21 protein-coding genes, 1 tRNA gene and 1 pseudogene are annotated in these 20,351 nt (G+C 69.4%); 12 read left to right on the top strand and 11 right to left on the bottom strand.

All coding sequences use genetic code 11. The annotated features are described in order from the left end of the window. Positions 1-226: 226 nt before the first annotated feature. The gene (ppk1, locus tag ESO89_RS16260; RefSeq protein WP_128906483.1) at positions 227-2,659 is read left to right on the top strand and encodes a polyphosphate kinase 1; all 2,433 of its coding nucleotides are present in this window, start codon (positions 227-229) and stop codon (positions 2,657-2,659) included. A gap of 26 nt (positions 2,660-2,685) precedes the next feature. Here ppk1 and ESO89_RS16255 read toward each other — a convergent pair whose 3' ends face one another. Together ESO89_RS16255 and ESO89_RS19095 are read right to left on the bottom strand one after the other, a co-directional pair. Next, positions 2,686-3,372 (bottom strand): metallophosphoesterase family protein, encoded by a 687-nt coding sequence (locus tag ESO89_RS16255; RefSeq protein WP_128906482.1) that lies wholly within the window; start codon positions 3,370-3,372, stop codon positions 2,686-2,688. Positions 3,373-3,467: 95 nt separating this feature from the next. Continuing rightward, positions 3,468-3,825 (bottom strand): annotated as a pseudogene (locus ESO89_RS19095) (AI-2E family transporter); the annotation flags it as partial. A 131-nt stretch (positions 3,826-3,956) separates the two neighbouring features. Here ESO89_RS19095 and ESO89_RS16245 point away from each other — a divergent pair. The 4 genes from ESO89_RS16245 to speB all read left to right on the top strand — a co-directional run bounded on the left by ESO89_RS16245 (position 3,957) and on the right by speB (position 6,677). Further along, positions 3,957-5,093, top strand: a complete 1,137-nt coding sequence (locus ESO89_RS16245) for an aminotransferase class I/II-fold pyridoxal phosphate-dependent enzyme (protein WP_128906481.1) — start codon at positions 3,957-3,959, stop codon at positions 5,091-5,093. 1 nt (position 5,094) lies between these two features. Beyond that, positions 5,095-5,373: a hypothetical protein gene (locus ESO89_RS16240; protein WP_128906480.1), complete on the top strand. Its 279-nt coding sequence runs from the start codon at positions 5,095-5,097 to the stop codon at positions 5,371-5,373. 86 nt (positions 5,374-5,459) lie between these two features. Then, positions 5,460-5,837, top strand: coding sequence for a translation initiation factor IF-5A (locus ESO89_RS16235; protein ID WP_128906479.1), 378 nt, complete (start codon positions 5,460-5,462; stop codon positions 5,835-5,837). 9 nt (positions 5,838-5,846) lie between these two features. Next, complete coding sequence (speB, locus tag ESO89_RS16230; protein WP_128906478.1) at positions 5,847-6,677, top strand: agmatinase; 831 nt, start codon at positions 5,847-5,849, stop codon at positions 6,675-6,677. Positions 6,678-6,708: 31 nt separating this feature from the next. Here speB and ESO89_RS16225 read toward each other — a convergent pair whose 3' ends face one another. Together ESO89_RS16225 and ESO89_RS16220 are read right to left on the bottom strand one after the other, a co-directional pair. Then, positions 6,709-6,960 carry a SelT/SelW/SelH family protein gene (locus tag ESO89_RS16225; protein WP_128906477.1) on the bottom strand — a complete coding sequence of 84 codons (252 nt, stop codon included), beginning with the start codon at positions 6,958-6,960 and terminating at the stop codon, positions 6,709-6,711. Between the two features lie 111 nt (positions 6,961-7,071). After that, positions 7,072-8,646, bottom strand: a complete 1,575-nt coding sequence (locus ESO89_RS16220; RefSeq protein ID WP_128906476.1) for an amidohydrolase — start codon at positions 8,644-8,646, stop codon at positions 7,072-7,074. An 81-nt stretch (positions 8,647-8,727) separates the two neighbouring features. Here ESO89_RS16220 and ESO89_RS16215 point away from each other — a divergent pair, with 81 nt between their 5' ends. Further along, positions 8,728-9,177 carry a universal stress protein gene (locus ESO89_RS16215; protein ID WP_128906475.1) on the top strand — a complete coding sequence of 150 codons (450 nt, stop codon included), beginning with the start codon at positions 8,728-8,730 and terminating at the stop codon, positions 9,175-9,177. 148 nt (positions 9,178-9,325) lie between these two features. Here ESO89_RS16215 and ESO89_RS16210 read toward each other — a convergent pair whose 3' ends face one another. Next, positions 9,326-9,919, bottom strand: coding sequence for an LURP-one-related/scramblase family protein (locus ESO89_RS16210; protein WP_128906474.1), 594 nt, complete (start codon positions 9,917-9,919; stop codon positions 9,326-9,328). Positions 9,920-10,045: 126 nt separating this feature from the next. Here ESO89_RS16210 and ESO89_RS16205 point away from each other — a divergent pair, with 126 nt between their 5' ends. Next, positions 10,046-11,539, top strand: a complete 1,494-nt coding sequence (locus tag ESO89_RS16205) for a DEAD/DEAH box helicase (protein WP_128906473.1) — start codon at positions 10,046-10,048, stop codon at positions 11,537-11,539. A 30-nt stretch (positions 11,540-11,569) separates the two neighbouring features. Here ESO89_RS16205 and ESO89_RS16200 read toward each other — a convergent pair whose 3' ends face one another. Continuing rightward, positions 11,570-11,965 carry a hypothetical protein gene (locus tag ESO89_RS16200; RefSeq protein ID WP_128906472.1) on the bottom strand — a complete coding sequence of 132 codons (396 nt, stop codon included), beginning with the start codon at positions 11,963-11,965 and terminating at the stop codon, positions 11,570-11,572. A 66-nt stretch (positions 11,966-12,031) separates the two neighbouring features. After that, positions 12,032-12,730: a uridine kinase gene (gene udk / locus ESO89_RS16195; RefSeq protein ID WP_128906471.1), complete on the bottom strand. Its 699-nt coding sequence runs from the start codon at positions 12,728-12,730 to the stop codon at positions 12,032-12,034. 209 nt (positions 12,731-12,939) lie between these two features. Between udk and ESO89_RS16190 the strand changes: the two genes are divergently transcribed. The 5 genes from ESO89_RS16190 to ESO89_RS16170 all read left to right on the top strand — a co-directional run bounded on the left by ESO89_RS16190 (position 12,940) and on the right by ESO89_RS16170 (position 16,406). After that, positions 12,940-13,566 (top strand): CBS domain-containing protein, encoded by a 627-nt coding sequence (locus tag ESO89_RS16190; protein ID WP_128906470.1) that lies wholly within the window; start codon positions 12,940-12,942, stop codon positions 13,564-13,566. Between the two features lie 121 nt (positions 13,567-13,687). Then, entirely contained in the window at positions 13,688-14,221 is a 534-nt protein-coding gene (locus ESO89_RS16185; RefSeq protein ID WP_128906469.1) for a GNAT family N-acetyltransferase, read from the top strand. Between the two features lie 88 nt (positions 14,222-14,309). Beyond that, positions 14,310-14,383, top strand: a tRNA-Thr gene (locus tag ESO89_RS16180). A 125-nt stretch (positions 14,384-14,508) separates the two neighbouring features. Then, the gene (locus ESO89_RS16175; RefSeq protein WP_128906468.1) at positions 14,509-15,378 is read left to right on the top strand and encodes a CheF family chemotaxis protein; all 870 of its coding nucleotides are present in this window, start codon (positions 14,509-14,511) and stop codon (positions 15,376-15,378) included. An 89-nt stretch (positions 15,379-15,467) separates the two neighbouring features. Next, positions 15,468-16,406, top strand: a complete 939-nt coding sequence (locus ESO89_RS16170) for a hypothetical protein (protein ID WP_128906467.1) — start codon at positions 15,468-15,470, stop codon at positions 16,404-16,406. A 50-nt stretch (positions 16,407-16,456) separates the two neighbouring features. Here ESO89_RS16170 and ESO89_RS16165 read toward each other — a convergent pair whose 3' ends face one another. The 4 genes from ESO89_RS16165 to thyA form a co-directional block, all read right to left on the bottom strand. After that, positions 16,457-17,338, bottom strand: a complete 882-nt coding sequence (locus ESO89_RS16165) for an MOSC domain-containing protein (protein WP_128906466.1) — start codon at positions 17,336-17,338, stop codon at positions 16,457-16,459. A gap of 66 nt (positions 17,339-17,404) precedes the next feature. Further along, on the bottom strand, positions 17,405-18,226 hold the full coding sequence (gene psmA / locus ESO89_RS16160) for an archaeal proteasome endopeptidase complex subunit alpha (RefSeq protein ID WP_128906465.1): 822 nt from the start codon (positions 18,224-18,226) through the stop codon (positions 17,405-17,407). A gap of 129 nt (positions 18,227-18,355) precedes the next feature. Beyond that, complete coding sequence (locus tag ESO89_RS16155; protein WP_128906464.1) at positions 18,356-18,949, bottom strand: dihydrofolate reductase; 594 nt, start codon at positions 18,947-18,949, stop codon at positions 18,356-18,358. A gap of 8 nt (positions 18,950-18,957) precedes the next feature. Then, positions 18,958-19,986, bottom strand: coding sequence for a thymidylate synthase (gene thyA, locus ESO89_RS16150; RefSeq protein ID WP_128906463.1), 1,029 nt, complete (start codon positions 19,984-19,986; stop codon positions 18,958-18,960). Between the last annotated feature and the right edge of the window lie 365 nt (positions 19,987-20,351).

Raw genomic sequence — 20,351 nt, 5'->3', positions numbered from 1 at the left:
GCCGAGGTGCCGAGTCGATACCGTCGTTTCCGTCGGTATTCTGTAGGTGTACGTTCGTAGTTGTAGTCCTATATATCGGAAAAAAGACCTATTAATCGGGTTATTTGTGGCTCGTTCGTCTCTCCTCAGCCATGCCACGGGCCGTTCTCCTCAGGTGTCCGATCTGCGACGCCGTCCGAGCGCTCGAACCCCGACCCGTCGCGCCGCACAACCTGCGGGTGGTCCGGTGAGCGAGCGGGACCTCACGGCGCCGGAGTACTACCTCAACCGCGAGCTCTCGGAGCTCGCGTTTCAGGAGCGCGTGCTCCGCGAGGGGACGGACGATCGGAACCCGCCGCTCGAACGGCTCCGGTTTCTCGCCTTCTTCACGAAGAACACGGACGAGTTTTTCATGAAACGCGTCGGCGGGCTCAAACAGCAGATCGACGCCGGCGTGACCGAGACGACGCCCGACGGCCGGACGCCGGAACAGCAGTGGCGCGAGGTGCTCGACGCCGCGCGCCCGCTGTTCCGCGAGCAGTCCGACTACTGGCAGACGGTCCTGAAGCCGAGGCTTGCGGAGGAAGGCGTCGAGATCACCGCTCCCGAGGAGCTACCGGCAGACGATCGGGAGCCATTGCGGACGTACTTCGAGGAGTCCATCCTGCCGACCCTGACCCCGCTGGCGTTCGACCCGGCTCACCCGTTCCCGTTCATCTCGAACCGCTCGCTGTCCCTCGCGGTGCTCTCCTCGAACGGGACGACCGACGCGACGTTCACTCGGATCAAGATCCCGCCGAACCAGCCCCGTCTAATAGGCGTTCCCGACGCGAGCGACCGCACCGTCCTCATCGAGGACCTGATCGAGGCCAACCTCGATCTCCTGTTGCCCGACCTCGACATCCGCGACGTGTCGAAGTTCAAGGTGACTCGGAACGCCGAGGTCCGGCGGAACGAGGAGGTCGCCGAGGACCTCATCGACATGGTGGAGGAGGTCCTCGAACAACGCCGCTTCGCGACGGTCGTCCGGCTGGAAGTCGACGCCGACATGCCCGACGAGTCGCTCTCGATCCTCAAAGAGCAGCTCGGCGTGGCCGACCGAGAGGTGTTTCACCGGACCGGACCGATCGATTTCGAGGACTTCTTCGACCTCGTCGAGCTCGACCGCCCCGACCTCAGACTGCCGGCGTGGACGCCGCAACCGCATCCCAGACTGGGGGCGACGACGAGCGACGCGCAGGACGGGCCGACGGACATCTTCACCGAGATCCGGAACGGGGACATCCTCGCGCACCACCCGTACCACTCCTTCGAGGGGACGGTGCAGCGGTTCCTCCACGCGGCGGCGAACGACCCCGACGTGCTCGCGGTGAAGGCGGCGATCTACCGGACGGCGAGCGACTCGAAGGTCATCCAGAGCCTCATCGACGCCGCCGACAACGGTAAGCAGGTGGCGGTGATGGTCGAACTCAAGGCCCGGTTCGACGAGAGGAACAACCTCGAGTGGGTCCGCCAGCTCGAAGAGGAGGGAATTCACGTCGCGTACGGTACCGTCGGCCTGAAGACGCACACGAAGACGGCGCTGGTCGTTCGTCAGGAGGACGACGGCGTCCAACTGTACTCGCACGTCGGGACCGGGAACTACCACTCGGGGACGGCGAAGGGGTACTCCGATCTGGGACTGTTGACCGCCGATCGCGACATCGGCCTCGATCTCACGAAGGTGTTCAACTTCTTCACCGGGCCGACGCTCGACGACCGGTTCCGGAAGCTCCTGATCGCGCCCGTGACGATGCGCGAGCGGTTCACGGAGATGGTCAGACGGGAGGCCGACCACGCCCGCGCCGGTCGGCGGGCGCGGATCGTGGTGAAGGTGAACGGGCTCGAGGACCCGTCGATGGTCGCGGAGCTCTACCGCGCCTCGATGGCCGGGGTCGACATCGATCTGATCGTCAGGGACATCTGCCGGCTCCGCCCCGGTATCGAAGGCCTGAGCGAGAGTATCACCGTCCATTCGATCGTCGGGAGGTTCCTCGAACACGCACGGATCTTCTACTTCGAGAACGCCGGCGACCCCGAGTGGTACACCGGGTCGGCCGACTGGATGACGCGAAACCTCGACTACCGGGTCGAGGCCGTCACGCCCGTCGAGGACGCGCGGCTACGCAGGCAACTGCGGTTCATCCTGGAGGCGTCGCTGACGGACAACCGCCGCCGATGGGTGATGCAAAGCGACGGGAGCTACGAACAGGCGTCCCCCGACGGCGAGCCGGTGCGAGACGTTCAGGAGATGCTGATGGCGGCCGCGAAGGCGGCCGTCGACCGCGGCTACGGACCGGGTATGGAGATCGATGCGGACCTGATCCCCGAGGACCTTCTGATCGAGGCCGTTTCCAAAGGCGACGCAGCCCCCGGATCCGATGAGCCGGAAGAGGCGAACGAAGGCGCCGGCGAGTCCGAGGCGTCGAGCGACGACTCGACGTCGTCGAGGGAAGTCGCCGCGGGCGAACGGATTCACTCGGACGGCGGAGACGCCTCCCCGTTCGACGCCCACGCCGAACACTGGTACCGGCCCGACAGCGAGACGTACGACTGGGCGGTCCGAACGCGCGGCGGGAACCGACGGTACTTCAAGACGCGAGCGGGGGCACGCGAGCGCCTCCGATCGGAGTACGAGTAGGGGTCAGTCGATCGGGGCGCCGCCGCTCAGGCCGGATTGACGATCTTCGAGTCGGCCCGTTCCTGATGCGTCGTCGTCGGGTCCGTCGTGCGAAACTCGTCGTTGCGGTAGTCGTACGCGGTGAGCGTTCCGCCGTAGACGCACCCGGTGTCGAGGCCGACCGCGTGTTCCCGCTCCACCGGAGCGTCGTGGACGGTGTGGCCGAAGAACACGCGATGCGGACCGTCGTAGCCGTCGTACCAGAACGGCCCGTCGTACCCGTCGCCGTGCGGTGCACGCATCGTCAGCAGCTCGTCGACGGTGTGGCTTTCGAGGGGTCGCTCGGGATCGACGCCCCCGTGGACGACGAGCGCCCCGTCGAAGGAGATGGCGACCGGGAGCGACTCGAAATACGCGCGGTCTCCCTCGCGGAGCCAGTCGGGGTCCGTATCGCCGCACACGATCTTCTGCTCGTTGTTTCCGCGGACGCTCACGAGGCGCGGATCGCCGCGGACGAGGTCGACCACCCCGGGGCTGTCCGGTCCCTTGCGGACCAGATCGCCGACGAAGACGACCAGGTCGTCGTCGGTGAGACCGAGAGTCGCGAGGAGCTTTTCGAGGGCGGATCGGCTTCCGTGGACGTCACCGACGACGTAGACCGCACCGCGGCTGTCGATGTCGAGCCGTTCGTGGTGCGCTTCGACGTCGTCGCTGAACTGAGGTGTCGTGTTCATTGGAGTGATCGTGATGCCGTTTCGGGCTGCTGTCGGCGTTCGAACCCGTCTACGCCGTGATCGGGTTAAGCGGTTTCTAATAGGGAGCAATATCGCTATGTAGGGGACGGGAGCGGTCGACGGGTCCCTCGGTCGGCCGATTCCTCGGTCCCGATCCGGTCCGGCGGCTCGTCGCGCTCGGAGAGCATTTCGATCCTTCGAGCAGCAGCGAGACGACGTGGGGGCCGACGATGAGCCCGATCGCGCCGAGGGTGAGGATACCGCCGACGAACCCGAGGATCGCCCGCGTCGTCTCGCCGATCAGGAGGTCGCCCGCAGCGCGGCGACGAGGACGCCGGGTCCGACGATGGGGATGAACTGGAGGACGCCGGCGATGACGGCCAGGAGGCCCGGCGAGTCGTATCCGAGGAGCGCGGCCGCGAGGAACGCGACGACGGTGGCTGCGGCGCACGCGATCCGGCGGGACAGTCCCCGTCGGACGAGCCGCCGGCGGAGGGGAGCCGGGGCGGAACCACCGGGTCGGAGGGGAGCGAATCGCCACGGGGGACCGTAGCACCTAACCTCGCGCCACTCCCAACGCCGGTATGCGCATCGACCCGTTCGGCCTCGAACGCTGGTTCGCGGAGCACGAGCACGAGGCCGACATCATGTTGGCCGAGAGCGGCATTCGATCGCTGGACGCAAGCCGGTTCGACCTCGACCCGGGGAAACTCGACTACGTCATCCCGACGAACGGCGACCCCGACTTCCGCGCCTCCGTCGGCGATCGGTATGGCCGGGGCGCAGACGAGGTGCTCTTCACCTGCGGCACGCAGGAGGCGAACTTCCTGACGTTCCTCTCGCTGCTCGGCGACGAGCAGGGCCTCGGCGCCGCGGGCGACGGGGAGGACGGCGCGTCGGGGGTCGGCTCCGGCACCCACGCCGTCGTCGTCACGCCGACGTATCAGGCCCTCCACGCGGTCCCCGACGCGTTCGGCGAGGTGACCCGCGTCGATCTGGCGCCGCCCGAGTGGGGGTTGGACCCCGACGCGATCGCCGACGCCGCCCGCGACGACACCGCCGTGATCGTCGTGAACAACCCGAACAACCCCACCGGCCGGTACCACGACGAGGCCGCGATGCGCGCGGCCTACGACGTGGCCGTCGACCGCGACGCCTACCTCCTCGCCGACGAGGTGTACCGCCTGCTGGCCGAGGCGCCGCAGCCGCCGGTCGCGAGCTTCGGGTCACACGGAATCTCGACGACGAGCCTCACGAAGGCGTACGGGCTCTCCGGGCTTCGATTCGGCTGGATCGCCGGCCCCGAGGCGGTCGTCGAACGCGCGTGGCGGTGGAAGGACTACACCACCATCTCGCCGAGTCTGTTCGGTCAACACGTCGCGAAGCAGGCGCTCGGTCGGCGCGAGCCGAACATCTTGGAGGAGAACCGCGAACTGGCGGAAACGAACCGCTCGATCGTCGCCGGCTGGCTCGACCGCCACGACCTCGACTGGTACGACCCGGTCGGCGTCAACGGGTTCGTCACGGTTCCCGACGGATTCGACGACGGCGAGGCGTTCTGCCGGGCCGTCGTCGAAGAGGAGAGCGTCGTGCTCGCGCCCGGCGGGCTGTTCGGCTTCCCGGGCCGCTTCCGGATCGGGTTCGGGCTCCCGACCGAGGAGCTGATGGAGGGGCTCGACCGCGTGAGTCGCGTCATCGAGGGTACAGACGGGGGTGCCTAACATGGGTATCTTCAGCGAGATCAAGGAGGACGTGGTCGGGTTCGTCCGCGACCCGACTGACGAGCAGAAGGCGCTGTTCGTCGCGTTCGTCGTGATGGTGATCACCGACCGGACCCTCTTTTGGATAGACACGCTGGTTCCCTTCGTCGTCAGGACGACAGTCTCGGTCGGCGTCGGCTTCCTTGGCCTCTTCGTCGCCAGCTACCTCCTCACCGGGCAGTTCGTCCCGCCGGACGGGGACGCCGACGAGGACGAGTACGTCGACGAGATGGACCCCTAGGCGGCCCGCCGACCGGGGCGGTCCCAGTCCGCCCCGCACAACGCCGTTCCAAACCGTTTATACCCGCGAAGGGGAAAGTAGCGCTCATGCCGCGAGAGCAGAAGCAGGTTCGCGAACTGCAGGAGGGGAGCTACGTCATGATGGACAGCTCGCCATGCAAGATCAACCACTACAGCACAGCCAAACCCGGGAAACACGGGAGCGCCAAGGCGCGCGTCGAGGGCAATGGCGTCTTCGACGACAAGAAGCGCTCGCTCTCGCAGCCGGTCGACGCGAAGGTCTGGGTCCCGATCATCCAGCGGAAGCAGGGACAGGTCGTCTCCGTGTCGGGCAACGACGCGCAGGTCATGGACCTCGACACCTACGAGACGTTCACCATGCGCATCCCCGAGGGCGAAGAGTTCAACTCCGACGACAACATCGAGTACTTGGAGTACGAGGGCCAGCGCAAGGTCGTCGGGTAATCGAGGCCGATGTTTCCGGGAGCGACGACGGACCGCGAGGCTGCTTCGTACGTGGTCGTCGGTGCTCCCTTGGACGCCACGACCACGTTTCAGCCGGGCACCCGGTTCGGACCGGACCGGGTCCGGCGCTTCGCCGAGACCTACGACGACTACGACCGCAGAACGGACAGCGACTTCTCCGCGCTCGACATCTGTGACGCCGGCGACGTGCGCCCGTGGGACGACGTGGAGGAATACCTCGACCACCTCGCCGCCGAGCTGCGGAGCGTCACCTACGACGACGCCGTCCCGCTGACCCTCGGCGGCGAGCACACCGTCACGCACGCCGGCGTGGAGGCGGTCGACCCCGACGCCCTCGTCGTCTGCGACGCCCACCTCGACCTGCGCGACGCCTACGACGGGACCCCGCTGAGCCACGCCTGCGTCACCCGGCGCGCCCTCGACGACCTCGGCGTCGACCGCGCCGTGATCGTCGGCGCGCGCACCGGCTCCGAGGCCGAGTGGGACCGCGCCGCCGACGCCGACGTGACGGTCGTCCCGCCCGAGGACGCCCGGGCGTGGATCGACCGGGTCGACACAGATACTTTTAAAGACGAATCCGTGTACTGCTCGGTCGACATCGACGGGCTCGATCCCGGATTCGCGCCGGGGACCGGGACGATGGAGCCGTTCGGGCTCGCCCCGCGGGAGGTCCGCGACCTCGTCCGCGCGGTCGCGCCCGTCTCGGACGGGTTCGACGTCGTCGAGGTGAACGACCGCGACGACGGGCAGGCGGCGGCGCTGGCGGGCAAGCTCCTCCGGGAGTTCGTGCGGTCGCACGCGGCGGCCCGGACCGAGTGAGCCGCGGCGGCGCTCGGCGACCGATCGATTTTCAGGACAGCTCCGAGAGCCGTCGCCGTGCCGCGGTCACCGCCTCCACGGCGTCGATCCACTCGCGGGGGTTCGTACACCAGATGCGGTCGCCCTCGACGCTGACGCAGAACACGGACTCGCTGGAGGGCGCGAGGGTGACCCGGTCGACGTCGGAGCGGTCGCCGAGGTGAGAGTCGATCAGACGGCGAGCCGTCTCCGCCTCGGACCGGAGGCGACTGCCGGCGGCGTACTCGATGGCGATTTCGGCCATGTCCCTGCATAGGTCATACACGATTAATAACTACTGTTTTCTGGCAGCGCTTGCGGGGTTCTCGTATGGCGACCGAGCCCGCTCTCGGCGGGTATCCGTCGAGAGCCGCCCTCACCGGCCGTCGTACACGACCTCGCCGTCGACGACCGTCATCGTCACGTCGATCTCGCGGATCGCCGCCGACTCCTCCCACGGCGACGCGTCGAGGACGGCGAAGTCGGCGCGCTTGCCGGGCTCGACCGTGCCGAGCCGGTCCTCGTCGAAGCCCGCGTACGCCGCCCCGCGGGTGTACGCGCGCAGCGCCTCGGTCACCGTGAGTCGCTGGGCGTCCGCGGGGGCGTTGACGGCGTGGTGGACGCCGAGTAAGGGGTCCATCGGCATCCCGTCGGAGCCGAACGCGAGGCGGACGCCCGCGTCGAGCATGTCGCGGTAGCGGTTCGTCGCGGCGGTGCGTTCCGGACCGAGCCGCGCCTCGTAGAGCCCGTCTTCGCCCGCCCACTTGAGGAAGTTCGGCTGGACGCTGGCGACGACGCCCGTCTCCGCGAGCCGCTCGATCGCCGCGTCGTCGGCGAGCTCGACGTGTTCGATCCGGTGGCGCGCCTCGCCGGGGTCGGTCTCGGTGGCCTCCTCGTAGGCGTCGAGGACGGCGTCGACCGCCTCGTCGCCGATGGCGTGAGCGGTGAACTGGTAGCCCGCCGCGGTCGCGTCCGCGACGGTCGCCGCCAGCTCGTCCGGGTCGATGACCCACCGGCCGGTCTCCTCGGACGCGTCCGCGTACGGTTCCGAGACCCGTGCGGTCCGCCCGCCGAAGCTTCCGTCGGTGAACGACTTGATCGCGCCCGTCTCCACCGTGTCGCTGCCGGCGTTCGTGAGTAGGCCGACCTCCCGGAGCGCGTCGAGGTGGTCGCTCCAGTAGTTGATCCGGACGCGCGCGGTCAGCTCGCCGGCGGCGTCGAGGTCGCGGTAGGCGCGCGGAGCGTGGGAGTTCCGCACCATGTCGTGAAAGCCCGTGATCCCCTTCGCGGCGCAGTCGTCGAGCGCGGCCGCCACGAGCTCGCGGGTCGCCGCCGGTCCCGGCTCCACCGCCTCGTAGATCGGGTCGATCGCGCCCTCCAAGAGGACGCCCGTCGGCTCGCCCGCGTCGTCGGCCGGCACCGTCTCGTCGGGGACGCCCGCCAACTCGTCCGCGAACCGGTCGAGGACGACCCCGTTGACCGCGGCGACGTGCATGTCCTCGCGGAAGGCCGCGACCGGTCGCTCCGCCGAGACGCGGTCGAGGTCCGCGCGGGTCAGGTAGCGGTCCGCGTCCCACGTCGACTCGTCGTAGCCGTAGCCGAGCACCCAGTCGGTCGGGGAATCCGAATCTTTGTTTCCGACTTCTGCCGCCCGCTCTGCCAGTAGATCGACCGCCTCGTCCGTCGAGTCGGCAACGGAGAGGTCGGCGTGGACGAGGGAGCGCCCGACCGTCGTCAGGTGGGTATGCGCGTCGACGAAGCCGGGGAGGAGCACGCGGCCGTCGAGGTCGATCACCTCGGTGTCGACCCCTTCGAGGAACCGAACTTCGCGGCTCCGGCCGAGGCGGACGACCGCACCGTCCCGCACGGCGGCGGCCTCGTGGGTCTCGTCGGGGGTCGCGAGCGTGTGTACCTCCCCGTTCACGAACAGGCGATCCGCGGCGTCGGTCATGGCCGAGTCGGGGGCTGGAAGCGTGTTAACCGTTCGGGAAACGGCGACCGATTTATTCGGTGACGGGACGAACCCCCGCGTATGTACGACCGGATACTGTTCCCCACGGACGGCAGCGAGGGCGTCGACCGCGCGATCGACCACGCCGTCGACGCCGCCGAGCGCTACGACGCGACGCTCCACGTGCTGTACGTCGTCGACACCGACGTGGTCAACGCGTACTCCGGCGACGAGTTCGTCGACGGGTCGGAAGGCGCCGAAGAAACGCTGGAGGAGCGCGGCCGCGAGGCGCTCGACGAGGTGGCGTCGCACGCGGCCGACGCGGGCGTCGACGCGGTGACCGAGTTGGTGTACGGCGTCCCCAACGAGGCGATCCTCGAATGCATCGACGACGAGGACATCGACCTGACGGTGATGGGATCGAAGACCCGGTCGGGGGACTACCGCCGGATGCTCGGCTCGGTCACAGAGCGCGTCTCGCGCCAATCGACCGCCCCCGTGAGTATCGTGAAGACGACGGTCTCGGAGTGATACGGCTCCGGTGAGCTATCGGAAGGCGGGGCGAGATCCCACGGCTGCGGCCGTGAGGGGACACGGCTGCGGCCGTGAGGGGAGTAAATGGACCGCGACGCCGTCGTCGACAGAGTCGCTCGGGCGTTTTGCGTGGCCCTGAACTGTCTCAGTTCTCCTGAATCGCGTCGATAACGACCGCCGCCGCCACGATCGGATCGACCGGGACCAAACTGGCGTCGCTGATCGCGATCTCGTAGCGGTCGAATGCCCCGAAACCGCTCTCGATGGTCCCGATGGAGTTCCCTTCCGCATCCGACAGTTCGAACTCGTGTCCGATCCACTGGCCCGCCGGCAGGAGCTTTCGACCGACGGTGAAGAGCGCGCCGCGCGAGTCGATCTCGGTGAGGAGAGACCCGTCCTCAGCGTCGCGGATTCGCCAGGTGTCTTGGAAGAGCGAAACGTCATTGTCCAGAACGACGAGGTCCGCTCCCGTCCGACTGTCCGTGAGCAGGTAGTCCCCGGCGATGTCCCACGCACCGCCAGCCGTAACGGTGAACAGCTCCGTTCCGTCGGCGTCGACGAAGGGGAAGCTGTCGGTCCCCTCGTACATGTTGTACGTGCAGCGGAATATCGTGTCGCCGGTGACGTCCCTGGCTTCGTACTCCGGACGAAAATTCTTGTCAGTCCCCGTCTGCTCAACGGTGTACTGGGTCCCGGAGAGGCCGAGACCGGTGATGTCGTATCGTCGCGGTGCTCTCATTGATCGAGCCGTTTCGCCGGTGGGAAACTTAAAACCGGGACAACGGCCTCGGTTCGAGCACGGATGGTCTGGAACCGGACGGGCCGCGTCCTTGCCCTTTTGTAAGTCGGTCGGCAACGTCCGTCGATGGACGTCCGGCTGACCTACGAGGACGGGACGATCCGGGTCGTCGCCGGCGGCGACGGGGCGGTCGACGGCGACGGGGCGGTCGACGGCGACGGGGCGGTCGACGGCGACGGGGCGGTCGACGGCGACGGGGCGGTCGACGGCGACGGGGCGGTCGACGGCGAACCCGATCCGCTCGCGTCGCTCCCGCCGCTCCCCGGCGTCGAGAGCGATCCGCGGTCGGGGACCGGCCGCGCGCCGGCCTACCGCTACGCCGCGATCCGGCGGGCGCTGGCGGTCGCGGGCGTGAGCGTCGACGATCGCGTGTTGGACGCGAGCGACCGTGCCGCGGAAGCGGCGGGGCTCGGCGACGGCCTCTCGACCGACTACGACCTCCGGGAGTACCAGCGCGAGGCGCTCGACGCGTGGCGCGACGCCGGCGACCGCGGCGTGCTCGAACTTCCGACCGGGGCCGGCAAGACCGTGATCGCGATCCGCGCGATGGTCGAGCTGGGCGTGCCGACGCTCGTCGTGGTGCCCACGGTCGACCTGCTCGACCAGTGGCAGCGGGAACTAGAGGCCGAGTTCGACGTACCGATCGGGCGGTTCGGCGGCGACGAGCAGCGCCGGGAGGCGATCACGGTGTCGACGTACGACTCCGCGTACCTGAAGGCCGAAGGCGTCGGCGACGCCTTCGAGCTCGTCGTCTTCGACGAGGTCCACCACCTCGGCGGCGAAGGGTACCGCGACGTGGCGCGGCTGCTCGCGGCGCCCGCGCGACTCGGGCTGACGGCGACCTTCGAGCGGCCCGACGGCGCCCACGAGACGGTCGCGGAGCTGATCGGCGACCGCGTGTACGCGCTCGACGTCGACGACCTCGCGGGCGACCACCTCGCGCCCTACGACATCCGCCGGATCGAGGTGGAGCTGACGCCCGACGAGCGCGGGCGCTACGACGAGAAACAGGGCACCTTCGTCGAGTACGTCCGGGACGCGGGGATCACGTTCACGAGCGGGAGCGACTATCAGGAGCTCGTCAAGCGCTCCGGGAACGACCCGGCCGCGAGGGAGGCGCTGCTCGCGAAGCAGGACGCCCGCGAGATCATGATGAACGCGCGTCGGAAGATCGATCGACTGGAGTCGATCCTCGACCGCCACCGCGACGACCGGGTGATCGTGTTCACCGCCCACACCGACCTCGTCTACCGGCTCTCCGAGCGATTCCTGCTACCCGCGATCACCGCGGAGACGGGGGCGACGGAGCGCCGCGAGATCCTGGAGCGCTTCCGCGAGGGGACCTACGGCCGGGTCGTCGCCGCGAACGTCCTCGACGAGGGCGTCGACGTGCCCGACGCCAACGTCGCGGTCGTGCTCTCGGGGTCGGGCAGCGAGCGCGAGTTCACCCAGCGGCTCGGACGGGTGCTCCGTCCCAAAGCGGACGGCGGGCGGGCGATCCTCTACGAGGTCGTCAGCGCGGAGACCGCCGAGGAACGGGTTGCGAGCCGGCGGCGATAGCCGCGGCGATAACGGCGGCGGGCGCCGGCGTCACGCCTCTTCCCGCTCCCGCCGGAACTCCCGGATACCCAACAGCACGTACAGCGCGCCGACGAGCCGGAGAACGGGATCGAACCCCTCCCTCCACTCGACCGCCTCCGGGTCGCCGTAGAGGAACCCCGCCGCGATCGCGCGGTACAGCCGCGGGACGGCGAGCAGGAGGGCGCCGAAGGCGCCGGTGATGTACATGGCCGACGCGTAGACGCGGCCGCCGCTCAGGGTGAGCGCGAAGACGAACACGCCTTCGGCCCGAAGCGCCGTGACGGCTCCCGGTCTCGGTTCGACCTCGTCCGGGTTCGCGACCGCGGCGCGTTCGAACGCGTCGACGATCCGGTCGGGAACCAGCGCCGTGAGTCCGCCGAGGACGCCGATGATCGCTCGGAGCATGGCCGGAGATACGCGTCGGGGGCAGTTAGTCGTTCCTTCGGTTCCACGTTCGGGGGAGTGATCGCGTCAGTCGTCGCCGTTCATGTCGAGCGAGCGCTTCTCGCCGAGATCCTCCTCCAAGCTCCCGCGCTCCCAGCTTCGGACCGCGTCGCCCTCGACTTCGGCGCGGAGCTTCTCCTCTAAGAGGTTCACCGCGACGCTGTTCGCGCCCTCGGGAATGATCACGTCGGCGTGTTTCTTCGAGGGCTCGATGAACTGCTCGTGCATCGGCTTCACCGTCGAGAGGTACTGGTCGATGACCCCTTCGAGGTCGCGGCCGCGGTCGATCACGTCCCGACGGATTCGGCGGAGGATTCGCACGTCGGCGTCGGTCTCGACGAACAGCCGGAGGTCCATCATGTCGTTTATCTCCTCGTCGTACAGCGCGAGTATCCCTTCGAGCACGATGACGTCGGTCGGTTCGACCGTCACGCGCTCGTCCTCCCGGTTGTGGACCTCGAAGTCGTACTGCGGCATCTCCACCGACTGCCCCTCCAACAGGGCTTCGAGGTGCGCTCTGAGCAGCTCCCACTCGAACGCCGAGGGGTGGTCGTAGTTGACCGACTGGCGCTCTTCGAAGTCGAGGTGCGAGAGGTCCTCGTAGTAGTTGTCCAGCGGGATGCGGGTGACGCTGTCGCCGAGGTCGCGGGTGACGAGCCGGGAGACGGTCGTCTTCCCCGCGCCGGTCCCTCCCGCGATCCCGATCACGAACGAGGGTATGGTCATACACCCCGCTCGGGCGCCGGAGGGTTTGAAGGCTCCTTTTCGTCCCCGTCGCCGGCGCGACCGCAGTCGCGGAAAGGGAGCCGGTTCGAGGGCCGTCCCGCTCTCCCGGGCGTCTGAAGCGTGTTCCGGACCGATCGGCAGGCTACGCGAGGAGTACGTATAACGATACCGGGGGCACCTTTTAGCCGTTCGCTGCGGAATCACATCTCATGCGAACAGACACCACGGTTCGCGACGTGATGCATCGCGAGTTCCTCGGCGTGAGCGAGTCGGACCCGTTGCGCGACGCGGCGGGGCTGCTGGTCGACGAGGGAACGAACTGCCTCGTCGTCCTTCGGGGCGGCGAGCCCGTCGGTCGACTGGGCTGTCGAGACGCCCTCGGCGCGCTCCTGGAGGCGGGAATCGACGACACCGGCGACCGCGGGCTCACGGTCGGCTCGGTCATGGGGCCGCCGCTCCCGACGGTGGCGCCGGACGACGCGCTGGCCGCCGTCGAGGAGCGGCTCGTCGCGGAGGGTGTCGACCGGGTCGTCGCCGTCGAAAACGGCGAGGCCGTCGGCGTCGTCACCGCGGGCGACGTACTCGCTGCGGGCGCGCCCCGGACCGGGGACGGCGCCCGCGACCCTCTCAGCGACGAGGACGCGACCGGCGAACCCCGCCGCGGGGACGCGGCGATGCTGGGATCGGACGGCGGCGTCGACCCCGCCGTGGAGGCCTCTTCGACCGACGCGTCGGGCTCGCCGACGCAGGGCGTCTGCGAGAATTGCGGGGCGCTCGTCCCCGACCTCGTGAACGCGAACGGACAGGCGGTCTGCCCCGAGTGCCGCGAGGTGTGACCCGGCAGCGCTCGACACCGCACGCACGGCTCCGCGTCCCTCGCCCCTGTACCGCCCGGCTCTGCGCCGCCCGCCGACCCGCCGGTAGGCTCAAACGCCCGGCGCGCCGAAGGCCGATCGAATGGCCGACAGCGACAGCGTGCGCGTCACGCCCGCCACCGTCGACGACGTCGACCCGGTCACCGACCTGTGGATCGCGCTCGCCGAGGGACAGCGGGCCCACGGGTCGACGCTGCTCGCCGAGGGGAACCGCGGCGCGGTCCGCGAGTGGGTCGCGCGCTCGGTGGTCACCGGCGAGCTCCTCGTCGCGCGCGACGACGACGACCCGGTCGGGTTCGTCGGGTTCGGGCTCGATCACGGCGGGTACGAGCGCGACCGCACCCGCGGGGTCGTGAGCAACCTGTTCGTCGTCCCCGAGCGCCGCGAGAGGGGGATCGGCGCCGACCTGCTCGACGCGGCCGAGCGAGCGCTCCGCGAGGCGGGCGCCGAGACCGTCGCGCTGGAGGCGCTCGCCGCCAACGGCCGCGCCCGCGAGTTCTACGCGGAACGGGGGTACGAGCCGCACCGCGTGGAGCTGACGAAGTCGCTGGCGACGGAGGACGGAAGGGGAGACGGCGGAGACGGAGCCGGGGAGGACGACGGGAGACGGGACTGAACGCGACATCGCGGCACGGCGCCGCCGAGCGCGTCACCTTCGCGGAAAGCGACACGCACTCATAGGAGGACCGAGTACGCCCGCCTGCGCCAGGGGAGCATGGGCGGTTCATGCACTCGACTTGTAATCGAGACTTCCGGGGTTCAAATCCCTGCCCTGGCTTTCGAAACCGTTCAACCAGCCGGACGACGGTTCGTGTGCCGGTCTCGTTTCGTCCCCGTCGTACGCGCGAGGTTCCGCTTGCTCCTGCGTAACAGTAAATACCGGAGGGACGCAAGCAAGGCCCGATGGAAGAGTCCGTCGTCGCCGATTTCGTCGGCCGCGTCCACACCTCCGACTTGGGAAGCGACGACCCCGTGTCGGGCCGCGTCATCCTGAGCCAGCGTCGGCTCGTGCTCGCTACCGACGACGCGAAGACGACCGTCCCCCTCTCGAAGGTGTTCGACGTCGTCGTCGGCACGGTCCCCGGCGACCTCCGATCGTTTTTCAGCGACAGCGTCACCCTCGCCTACGATCAGGGCGGGAGCAGGCGCACGGCCCTCGTCGAGGGCGAGCCGGACGACATGGAGCGGTTCACCCGGCTGCTGTTCAAGGCCCTGTTACGCGGCGTGACGGTCACGGTCCGTCACCCGGCGAAGCTCGGCGGCCGCGTCACCGACGCGTCCGACCACACCGCGTCGATCAGCCTCTCGCCGGTCGCGATCGGTTTCGTCGACTGCCCCGACCCGTTCAAAGTCGATCTCTCCTCCGTCATCGACTACGAGCGGACCGACCGCACGATCGCCGGCACCAAGCGCCCGGCGCTCGTGTTCCGCCACGTCCCGGACACCCAGACGGTGACGTCGATCGCGACCGTCCCCGACAAGCGAATCCTGAACGTGCTCGGCCGGTACATCAAACTGGAGTACGACGAGGTGATGGAGGACGTCGAGGCGTTCGATCCGACCGAGGAACAGCTGGAGATTCTCGTGTCGATCTACTCGGCCGGCGGCGAGGCGAACATCGCCGACGTGGTCACCGGCGACGTCGCCCAGACGGAGATGATCCTCGACACGCTCCGCGACGAGGACCTCGTCGCCGACGGCGACGCCGGCGCCGCGCTCACGCGGAAGGGCCAGATGATCGTCACCTCGTACCTCGAATCCGTCAACTCCTGACCGACCGCCTTCGGGGCGGCGGTCGGACCCCCGTCCCGCCCGCCCCGAACGGGGGAAGTTTCATGTCCGTACGCACGTAGGTGATCCACATGCCAGACGACCACCACGGGCGGTCGACGCGCCTCGACGCCGTGGTCCGCGACCGAGGGATCGACGCGCCCGCCGGCGACGCGCAGGTCGAGAGCTCGCCGGCTAGCGCGTCCGATTCCGATTCCGATTCCGATTCCGGTTCCGGTTCCGGGCCGCGGGTCGCGCGGGTACCGGAACCCCACGTCCACGACACCTTCTCCGTGGAGGGGATCGACACGAAGCGCCGGGAAGGGCTGTTGGAGGCCGTCCTCCGCGACCGCGACGGCGTGAGCGCCGCGTCGGCGACCGCGCGGAACGGCACCGTCGGCGTCCACCACGACCCGGCGGTCTCCCGCGACGACCTCCGGGAGACGCTGGCGGCGTGCGGGCTCGTCGTCGACCCCGCGGACCGGGCGTTCGAGGCCCGCCGGGCCTCGCAGTTCGCGTCGGCCCGCGTCGCCGTCGCCGTGCTGTTCGGGCTGATGGTCGCGACGCCGTACATCGCGGTGCTATACCCGACCCGGATCGAGTGGCTGTTCTACGACCCCGTCACGGTCGCGTACCTGCAGTCGCTGCTCGACTCGCGGGTGGCGACGCACTTCTTCGTCAACCTCGGCGCGCTCTCCGGGATCGCGTTCCTCGTCGCCTGCGGCCCGATGATAAAGCGGACCCTCGCGGCCGCGGCGGTCGGCCGAGTCACGAACGAGAGCGTGTTCGTCGGGAGCGTCGTCGCGCTCTTTGGCTACAGCACCCTCGCCGCCTTCACCGCCTTCGAGGGGACCGTCCACTACGACCTCGTCGCGTACGCGGTCGTCGGCGTCACGCTCTGGACCCACTTCGGCGTCGGAGAGACGGCGCCAGACACCGCGACCGCCGCGGAGCGGACCGCCGACGGGAGCGACGTCTCGGCGGACGCGGCGGAAGACGACCCGGTCGCGATGACCGACGGTGGGCGGTAGTCGCCGGGAGCGGTCGGTGACCCTCCTTCCCGCCCCTGCTACCGCCCTGTTCAGCCGCCGGCGCTCGGCTCCGGCTCGACGACCTCGATCTCGACCGTATCGCCGACCGCGAACGTCGAGCCCCACTCCTCCTCCGGGACGACCGTGTTGACCATCAGCCGGAAGTCGTGGTCGAACCGGTCGCTCTCGGTCCACGCGGGGCGCGTCTCGCGGCGCTTCCGGATGAACGTCTCGCGGAACCCGTCGATCGGCTCGCCCGTGTCCGGGTCTCGCGAGGGGACGACGCAGCGCTGACACGGGTTGACGCCGAACAGCTCCGTCTCTCCGATCGAGACGCGCACGGCCTCGCCGTGGTCGGCGAACAGGCGGTCCTCCCAGAACGCCGGGCAGTCGTCGATAACGAGGTTCGGCCGGAGCCGTCGGCGCATCTCCGTCGCGCCCGCGATCTCGTCGAACCACGAGGCGACCGTCTCCAGCGTCGCCCGCGAGACGACCGTCGGTCCCGGCGCCGCCCGGTCGTCGGGGAGCCCCCCGTCGGGTTCGCGGACGAGGTCGACCGCGTAGCCGAGGGACTCGCCGACCCACGCCTCAAGCGCCTCGCCGTCCTCGGGGAGCGCGAAGGTGCGCGTGTCGGCCGCAACACCCAGATCGGAACGCGCCGGCCGCGAGAGGGTTACCGCGGTCGGCGTCGCGTCGGTCGGGCCAGCGAGCTCGTAGCTCGCCGAGAGCCCGTGGACCGCCCGCTCGCGCTTCCCGTTGACGTAGCCGCCGTCGCCGCCGACCGAGGCCGCGTGCGGGTCGACTCCGGCCCCGACGAGCGCGTACGTGCGGTCGCCGCGGAGGGCGCCGTTCGGCCCGAGCTCGGCGCGGTTGACCGGGGCACCGTCGTTCGATTTCAGCGGGTACGCGACCAGCTCCGCGATGCGTGCCATACCCGCGGTTCGGAGGGCGGCGACAAAAGGCTCCGGAAGGGGGAGAAAACGGGCGAGACGGGGGAGTTACTCCTCGTCGTCGGTGTCGTCGGTGTCGTCGGTGTCGTCGGTGTCGTCGGCGTCCGTGTCGGCCTCAGCGTTCTCCTCGTCGCTCTCGTCGTCCTCGGTCGTCAGGCCGGCGGCCTCGAACGCCTCGGCGACCTCTTCAACGGGGAGGGTCCGGTAGCCGTCGGCCTCGGTGACCGTGGCGACGGCCAGGTCTTCCGGCTCGAACTCGTCGTCGTGGGCGGCGAGCGCGGCGACGCCGAGTTCGACGCCCGCGTCGAGCGAGAGTCCCTCGGTCCACTCCTCTTCGAGGTGGCCCTGGATGTCGGAGCGACCGCCGCCGATGACGGTCGCCTTCCACTCGTTGGGAGTCCCGGAGGGGTCGGCGGCGAACAGGCGCGGCTCGCCGTTGTCGATGCCGCCGATGAGGAGCGCGGCGCCGTACGGCCGGGTGCCGCCGCGCTGGGTGTTCTCCTGGATGTGGTCGGTAACGAACTTCGTCAGCGTCTCGACGCCGACGGGCTCGCCGTAGCGGAGGCGGTTCCCCTGCGACTGGCGGCGCGCGAGGTCGATCAGCTGGCGGGCGTCGGCGACGTGGCCGGCGCTCGCGGTGCCGAGGTGGTCGTCGAGCTTGTGGAGCTTCTCGATGCTCTCGGCCTCCATCAGCGACGAGGAGGCGCGGGACATCGCGACGAAGACGACCCCGTCGGCCGTCCGGACGCCGACGCTCGGCGCGCCGCGCGAGACCGCCTCGCGGGCGTACTCGACCTGATAGATCCGCCCGTCGGGCGAGAACAGCGACGTGCCGCGGTCGTACGCCTGCTGGTCGTTACCGCCCATCATCGCCGATCACCCGCTCTCGCGGTGTCGCGCTGGCTCATTACCCGTCCTTACGCCGGACGGTTGAAAAAGCATCCGTAACCGGTACGGGCGGGCCGGGACCCGGCACCCTATACGCGTCCGCCGTGGCGTTCACTCGTCCGCGCGTTCGTAGGTGACGAACGCGAGGCCGGTCGCGGTGTCGTTGCGTTCGCCGTCGGCGTCGGCGGCGTCGTCGACGGCGTCGGCAGCGGCAGTGCTCCCGTCGTCGGACGCGACGACCTCGCGCTCCGTCTCGATCCACTCGTCGGCGTCCCAGTCCGGGAAGCGCGTGTCGCCGTTGGGGTGTTCCGGAATCTCCGTCAGCACCATCCGGTCGGCGCGGTCGAGGAACTGCTCGTAGACGGTTGCGCCGCCGATCACGTAGACCTCGGAGACGCCGCGGTCGGCGGCGTCGGCGGCCGCGAGGTCGACCGCCTCCTCGATGTCATTCGCGACGACGGCGCCCTCGGGGAGATCGAGGCCGCGCGTCGTCAACACGACGCTGGTGCGGTCGGGGAGCGGGCCGCCGATCCGGTCGGCGATGCGCTCGTAGGTCGCGCGGCCGACGATCACCGGGTGGCCAGTCGTGAGTCGCTTGAAGTGCGCGAGGTCCGCCGGGTAATGCCACGGCATGCCGCCGTCCTCGCCGATGACGCGATTCTCGGCGACCGCGGCGACGAGGACCAGATCCACGTCCGACGCCATCGCGGCGGTCACTCCGCGACCGCGAACGAGATGCCGTCCGCGGAGTCGTAGTCGACGACCTCGACATCTTCGTACGTCAGCTCGTCGAGGGGTACGTCGGCGATCTCGATCTGAGGGCGCTCCCGCGGCTCCCGCGAGAGCTGTTCGAGCAGCCCGGGGACGTGGTCGTACCCCTCCTCGCCGTCCGCCTCGTCGGGGGCGGTCCGTTCGACCCAGCTCTTCACGTCGAGGTAGTCGGCCTTGCTCTCGACGGTCGCGAGCCGGTCCTGTACGTACGGGAGGTTGTTCGCGTACCACTTCCCGCGATCGCCGCGCCCGCAGTAGACGTGCGCGTCGACGACGGTGTGGCCGAACTCGCCCACCTCGAACCCCGTCCGCTGCGCGAGCGCGTTCGCGAGCAGGGCGTACGCGGCGATGTTGAACGGGACCCCGAGCGCGATGTCCCCGGAGCGCTGCGTGAGGTGGAGGTTGAGCCGGCCGTCTTGCACGTTCACGACGAAGGTGTAGTGACACGGCGGCAGCGTCGAGACGGCGGCGTTGGCGGGATGCCACGCGTTCACGACCATCCGGCGCGACTGCGGGTTCTCGTCGAGGGTGTCGAGCACGTACCGGATCTGGTCGAAGGTCCGGCGCTCGGCGCCGTCGGGTCCCTCCTCGACGGTCACCCAGCGGTGCGCGTCCTCGGGCCACGTCTCGCCCGGGAGCGCGTCGACGCCGTCCGGCACGGGGAATCGGCGCCAGAACCGGCCGTAGGCGGTGTCGAGCCGTCCCTTCTCGTCGGCCCACGCGTCCCAGATCTTCGTCTCCTCGCGGAGGTTCCGGACGTGCTCCTCGCCGGAGAGGTACCAGAGCACCTCGTGGATCAGCGAGTTCCAGCGGTAGCCGTCCATCTTCTTGGTCGTGAGGAGGGGGAACCCCTCCGCGAGGTCGACGGTGTACTGCCCGCTGAACGTCGCGATCGTGTCGACGCCGGTCCGGTTCGGCTTGTACGTGCCCGTCGACAGGGTGTCGTCGACGAGATCGAGGTACTGTTGCATGGTGGGATCGGGTCCGCCGGTGGAAGCCGGCGAGACGGGTTTACCTGTCTAAACGAACGGGCGAACCTAACCGTGACGGTCTGGCGTTCGGATCGATGTGTGGAACAGTTCATCCGTGGTTCGATCGGAGGCGGGTTCGCTGGACCCGGTCGGTCGCTTATAAACAGTCGACACGGGATCGACGGTGAATACCTCCAAAGCCCCAGCCGAGAGAGCGGCGTACGCTCGCTGTGCTCCTCGCTCAGCCGCTATCGCTCTTTCGCTGCGGTGCTTACTTCGCCTGCGCCGCTCTCTCGGCTGCCCCTTTAAGTCCCGCCCGCACAGCACCGCACCTCACTCCTCCCCAGCCTCGTCGGCCGGCGTTT

The sequence above is a fragment of the Halorubrum amylolyticum genome (assembly GCF_004114995.1).
GTDB lineage: Archaea > Halobacteriota > Halobacteria > Halobacteriales > Haloferacaceae > Halorubrum > Halorubrum amylolyticum.
Note: the sequence above shows the minus strand (reverse complement) of the source record. Positions and strands in the feature narration are given on the sequence as shown.

Coding starts and splice junctions, on each gene's coding strand:
- ESO89_RS16170 (WP_128906467.1), top strand. CDS start 15,468: ATGCCAGACGACCACCACGGGCGGTCGACGCGCCTCGACGCCGTGGTC.
- ESO89_RS16220 (WP_128906476.1), bottom strand. CDS start 8,646: ATGACCGACGCCGCGGATCGCCTGTTCGTGAACGGGGAGGTACACACG.
- ESO89_RS16215 (WP_128906475.1), top strand. CDS start 8,728: ATGTACGACCGGATACTGTTCCCCACGGACGGCAGCGAGGGCGTCGAC.
- ESO89_RS16245 (WP_128906481.1), top strand. CDS start 3,957: ATGCGCATCGACCCGTTCGGCCTCGAACGCTGGTTCGCGGAGCACGAG.
- ESO89_RS16255 (WP_128906482.1), bottom strand. CDS start 3,372: ATGAACACGACACCTCAGTTCAGCGACGACGTCGAAGCGCACCACGAA.
- ESO89_RS16205 (WP_128906473.1), top strand. CDS start 10,046: ATGGACGTCCGGCTGACCTACGAGGACGGGACGATCCGGGTCGTCGCC.
- ESO89_RS16240 (WP_128906480.1), top strand. CDS start 5,095: ATGGGTATCTTCAGCGAGATCAAGGAGGACGTGGTCGGGTTCGTCCGC.
- ESO89_RS16185 (WP_128906469.1), top strand. CDS start 13,688: ATGGCCGACAGCGACAGCGTGCGCGTCACGCCCGCCACCGTCGACGAC.
- speB (WP_128906478.1), top strand. CDS start 5,847: ATGTTTCCGGGAGCGACGACGGACCGCGAGGCTGCTTCGTACGTGGTC.
- ESO89_RS16235 (WP_128906479.1), top strand. CDS start 5,460: ATGCCGCGAGAGCAGAAGCAGGTTCGCGAACTGCAGGAGGGGAGCTAC.
- ESO89_RS16155 (WP_128906464.1), bottom strand. CDS start 18,949: ATGGCGTCGGACGTGGATCTGGTCCTCGTCGCCGCGGTCGCCGAGAAT.
- ESO89_RS16190 (WP_128906470.1), top strand. CDS start 12,940: ATGCGAACAGACACCACGGTTCGCGACGTGATGCATCGCGAGTTCCTC.
- ESO89_RS16175 (WP_128906468.1), top strand. CDS start 14,509: ATGGAAGAGTCCGTCGTCGCCGATTTCGTCGGCCGCGTCCACACCTCC.
- udk (WP_128906471.1), bottom strand. CDS start 12,730: ATGACCATACCCTCGTTCGTGATCGGGATCGCGGGAGGGACCGGCGCG.
- thyA (WP_128906463.1), bottom strand. CDS start 19,986: ATGCAACAGTACCTCGATCTCGTCGACGACACCCTGTCGACGGGCACG.
- ESO89_RS16210 (WP_128906474.1), bottom strand. CDS start 9,919: ATGAGAGCACCGCGACGATACGACATCACCGGTCTCGGCCTCTCCGGG.
- psmA (WP_128906465.1), bottom strand. CDS start 18,226: ATGATGGGCGGTAACGACCAGCAGGCGTACGACCGCGGCACGTCGCTG.
- ESO89_RS16225 (WP_128906477.1), bottom strand. CDS start 6,960: ATGGCCGAAATCGCCATCGAGTACGCCGCCGGCAGTCGCCTCCGGTCC.
- ESO89_RS16165 (WP_128906466.1), bottom strand. CDS start 17,338: ATGGCACGCATCGCGGAGCTGGTCGCGTACCCGCTGAAATCGAACGAC.
- ESO89_RS16200 (WP_128906472.1), bottom strand. CDS start 11,965: ATGCTCCGAGCGATCATCGGCGTCCTCGGCGGACTCACGGCGCTGGTT.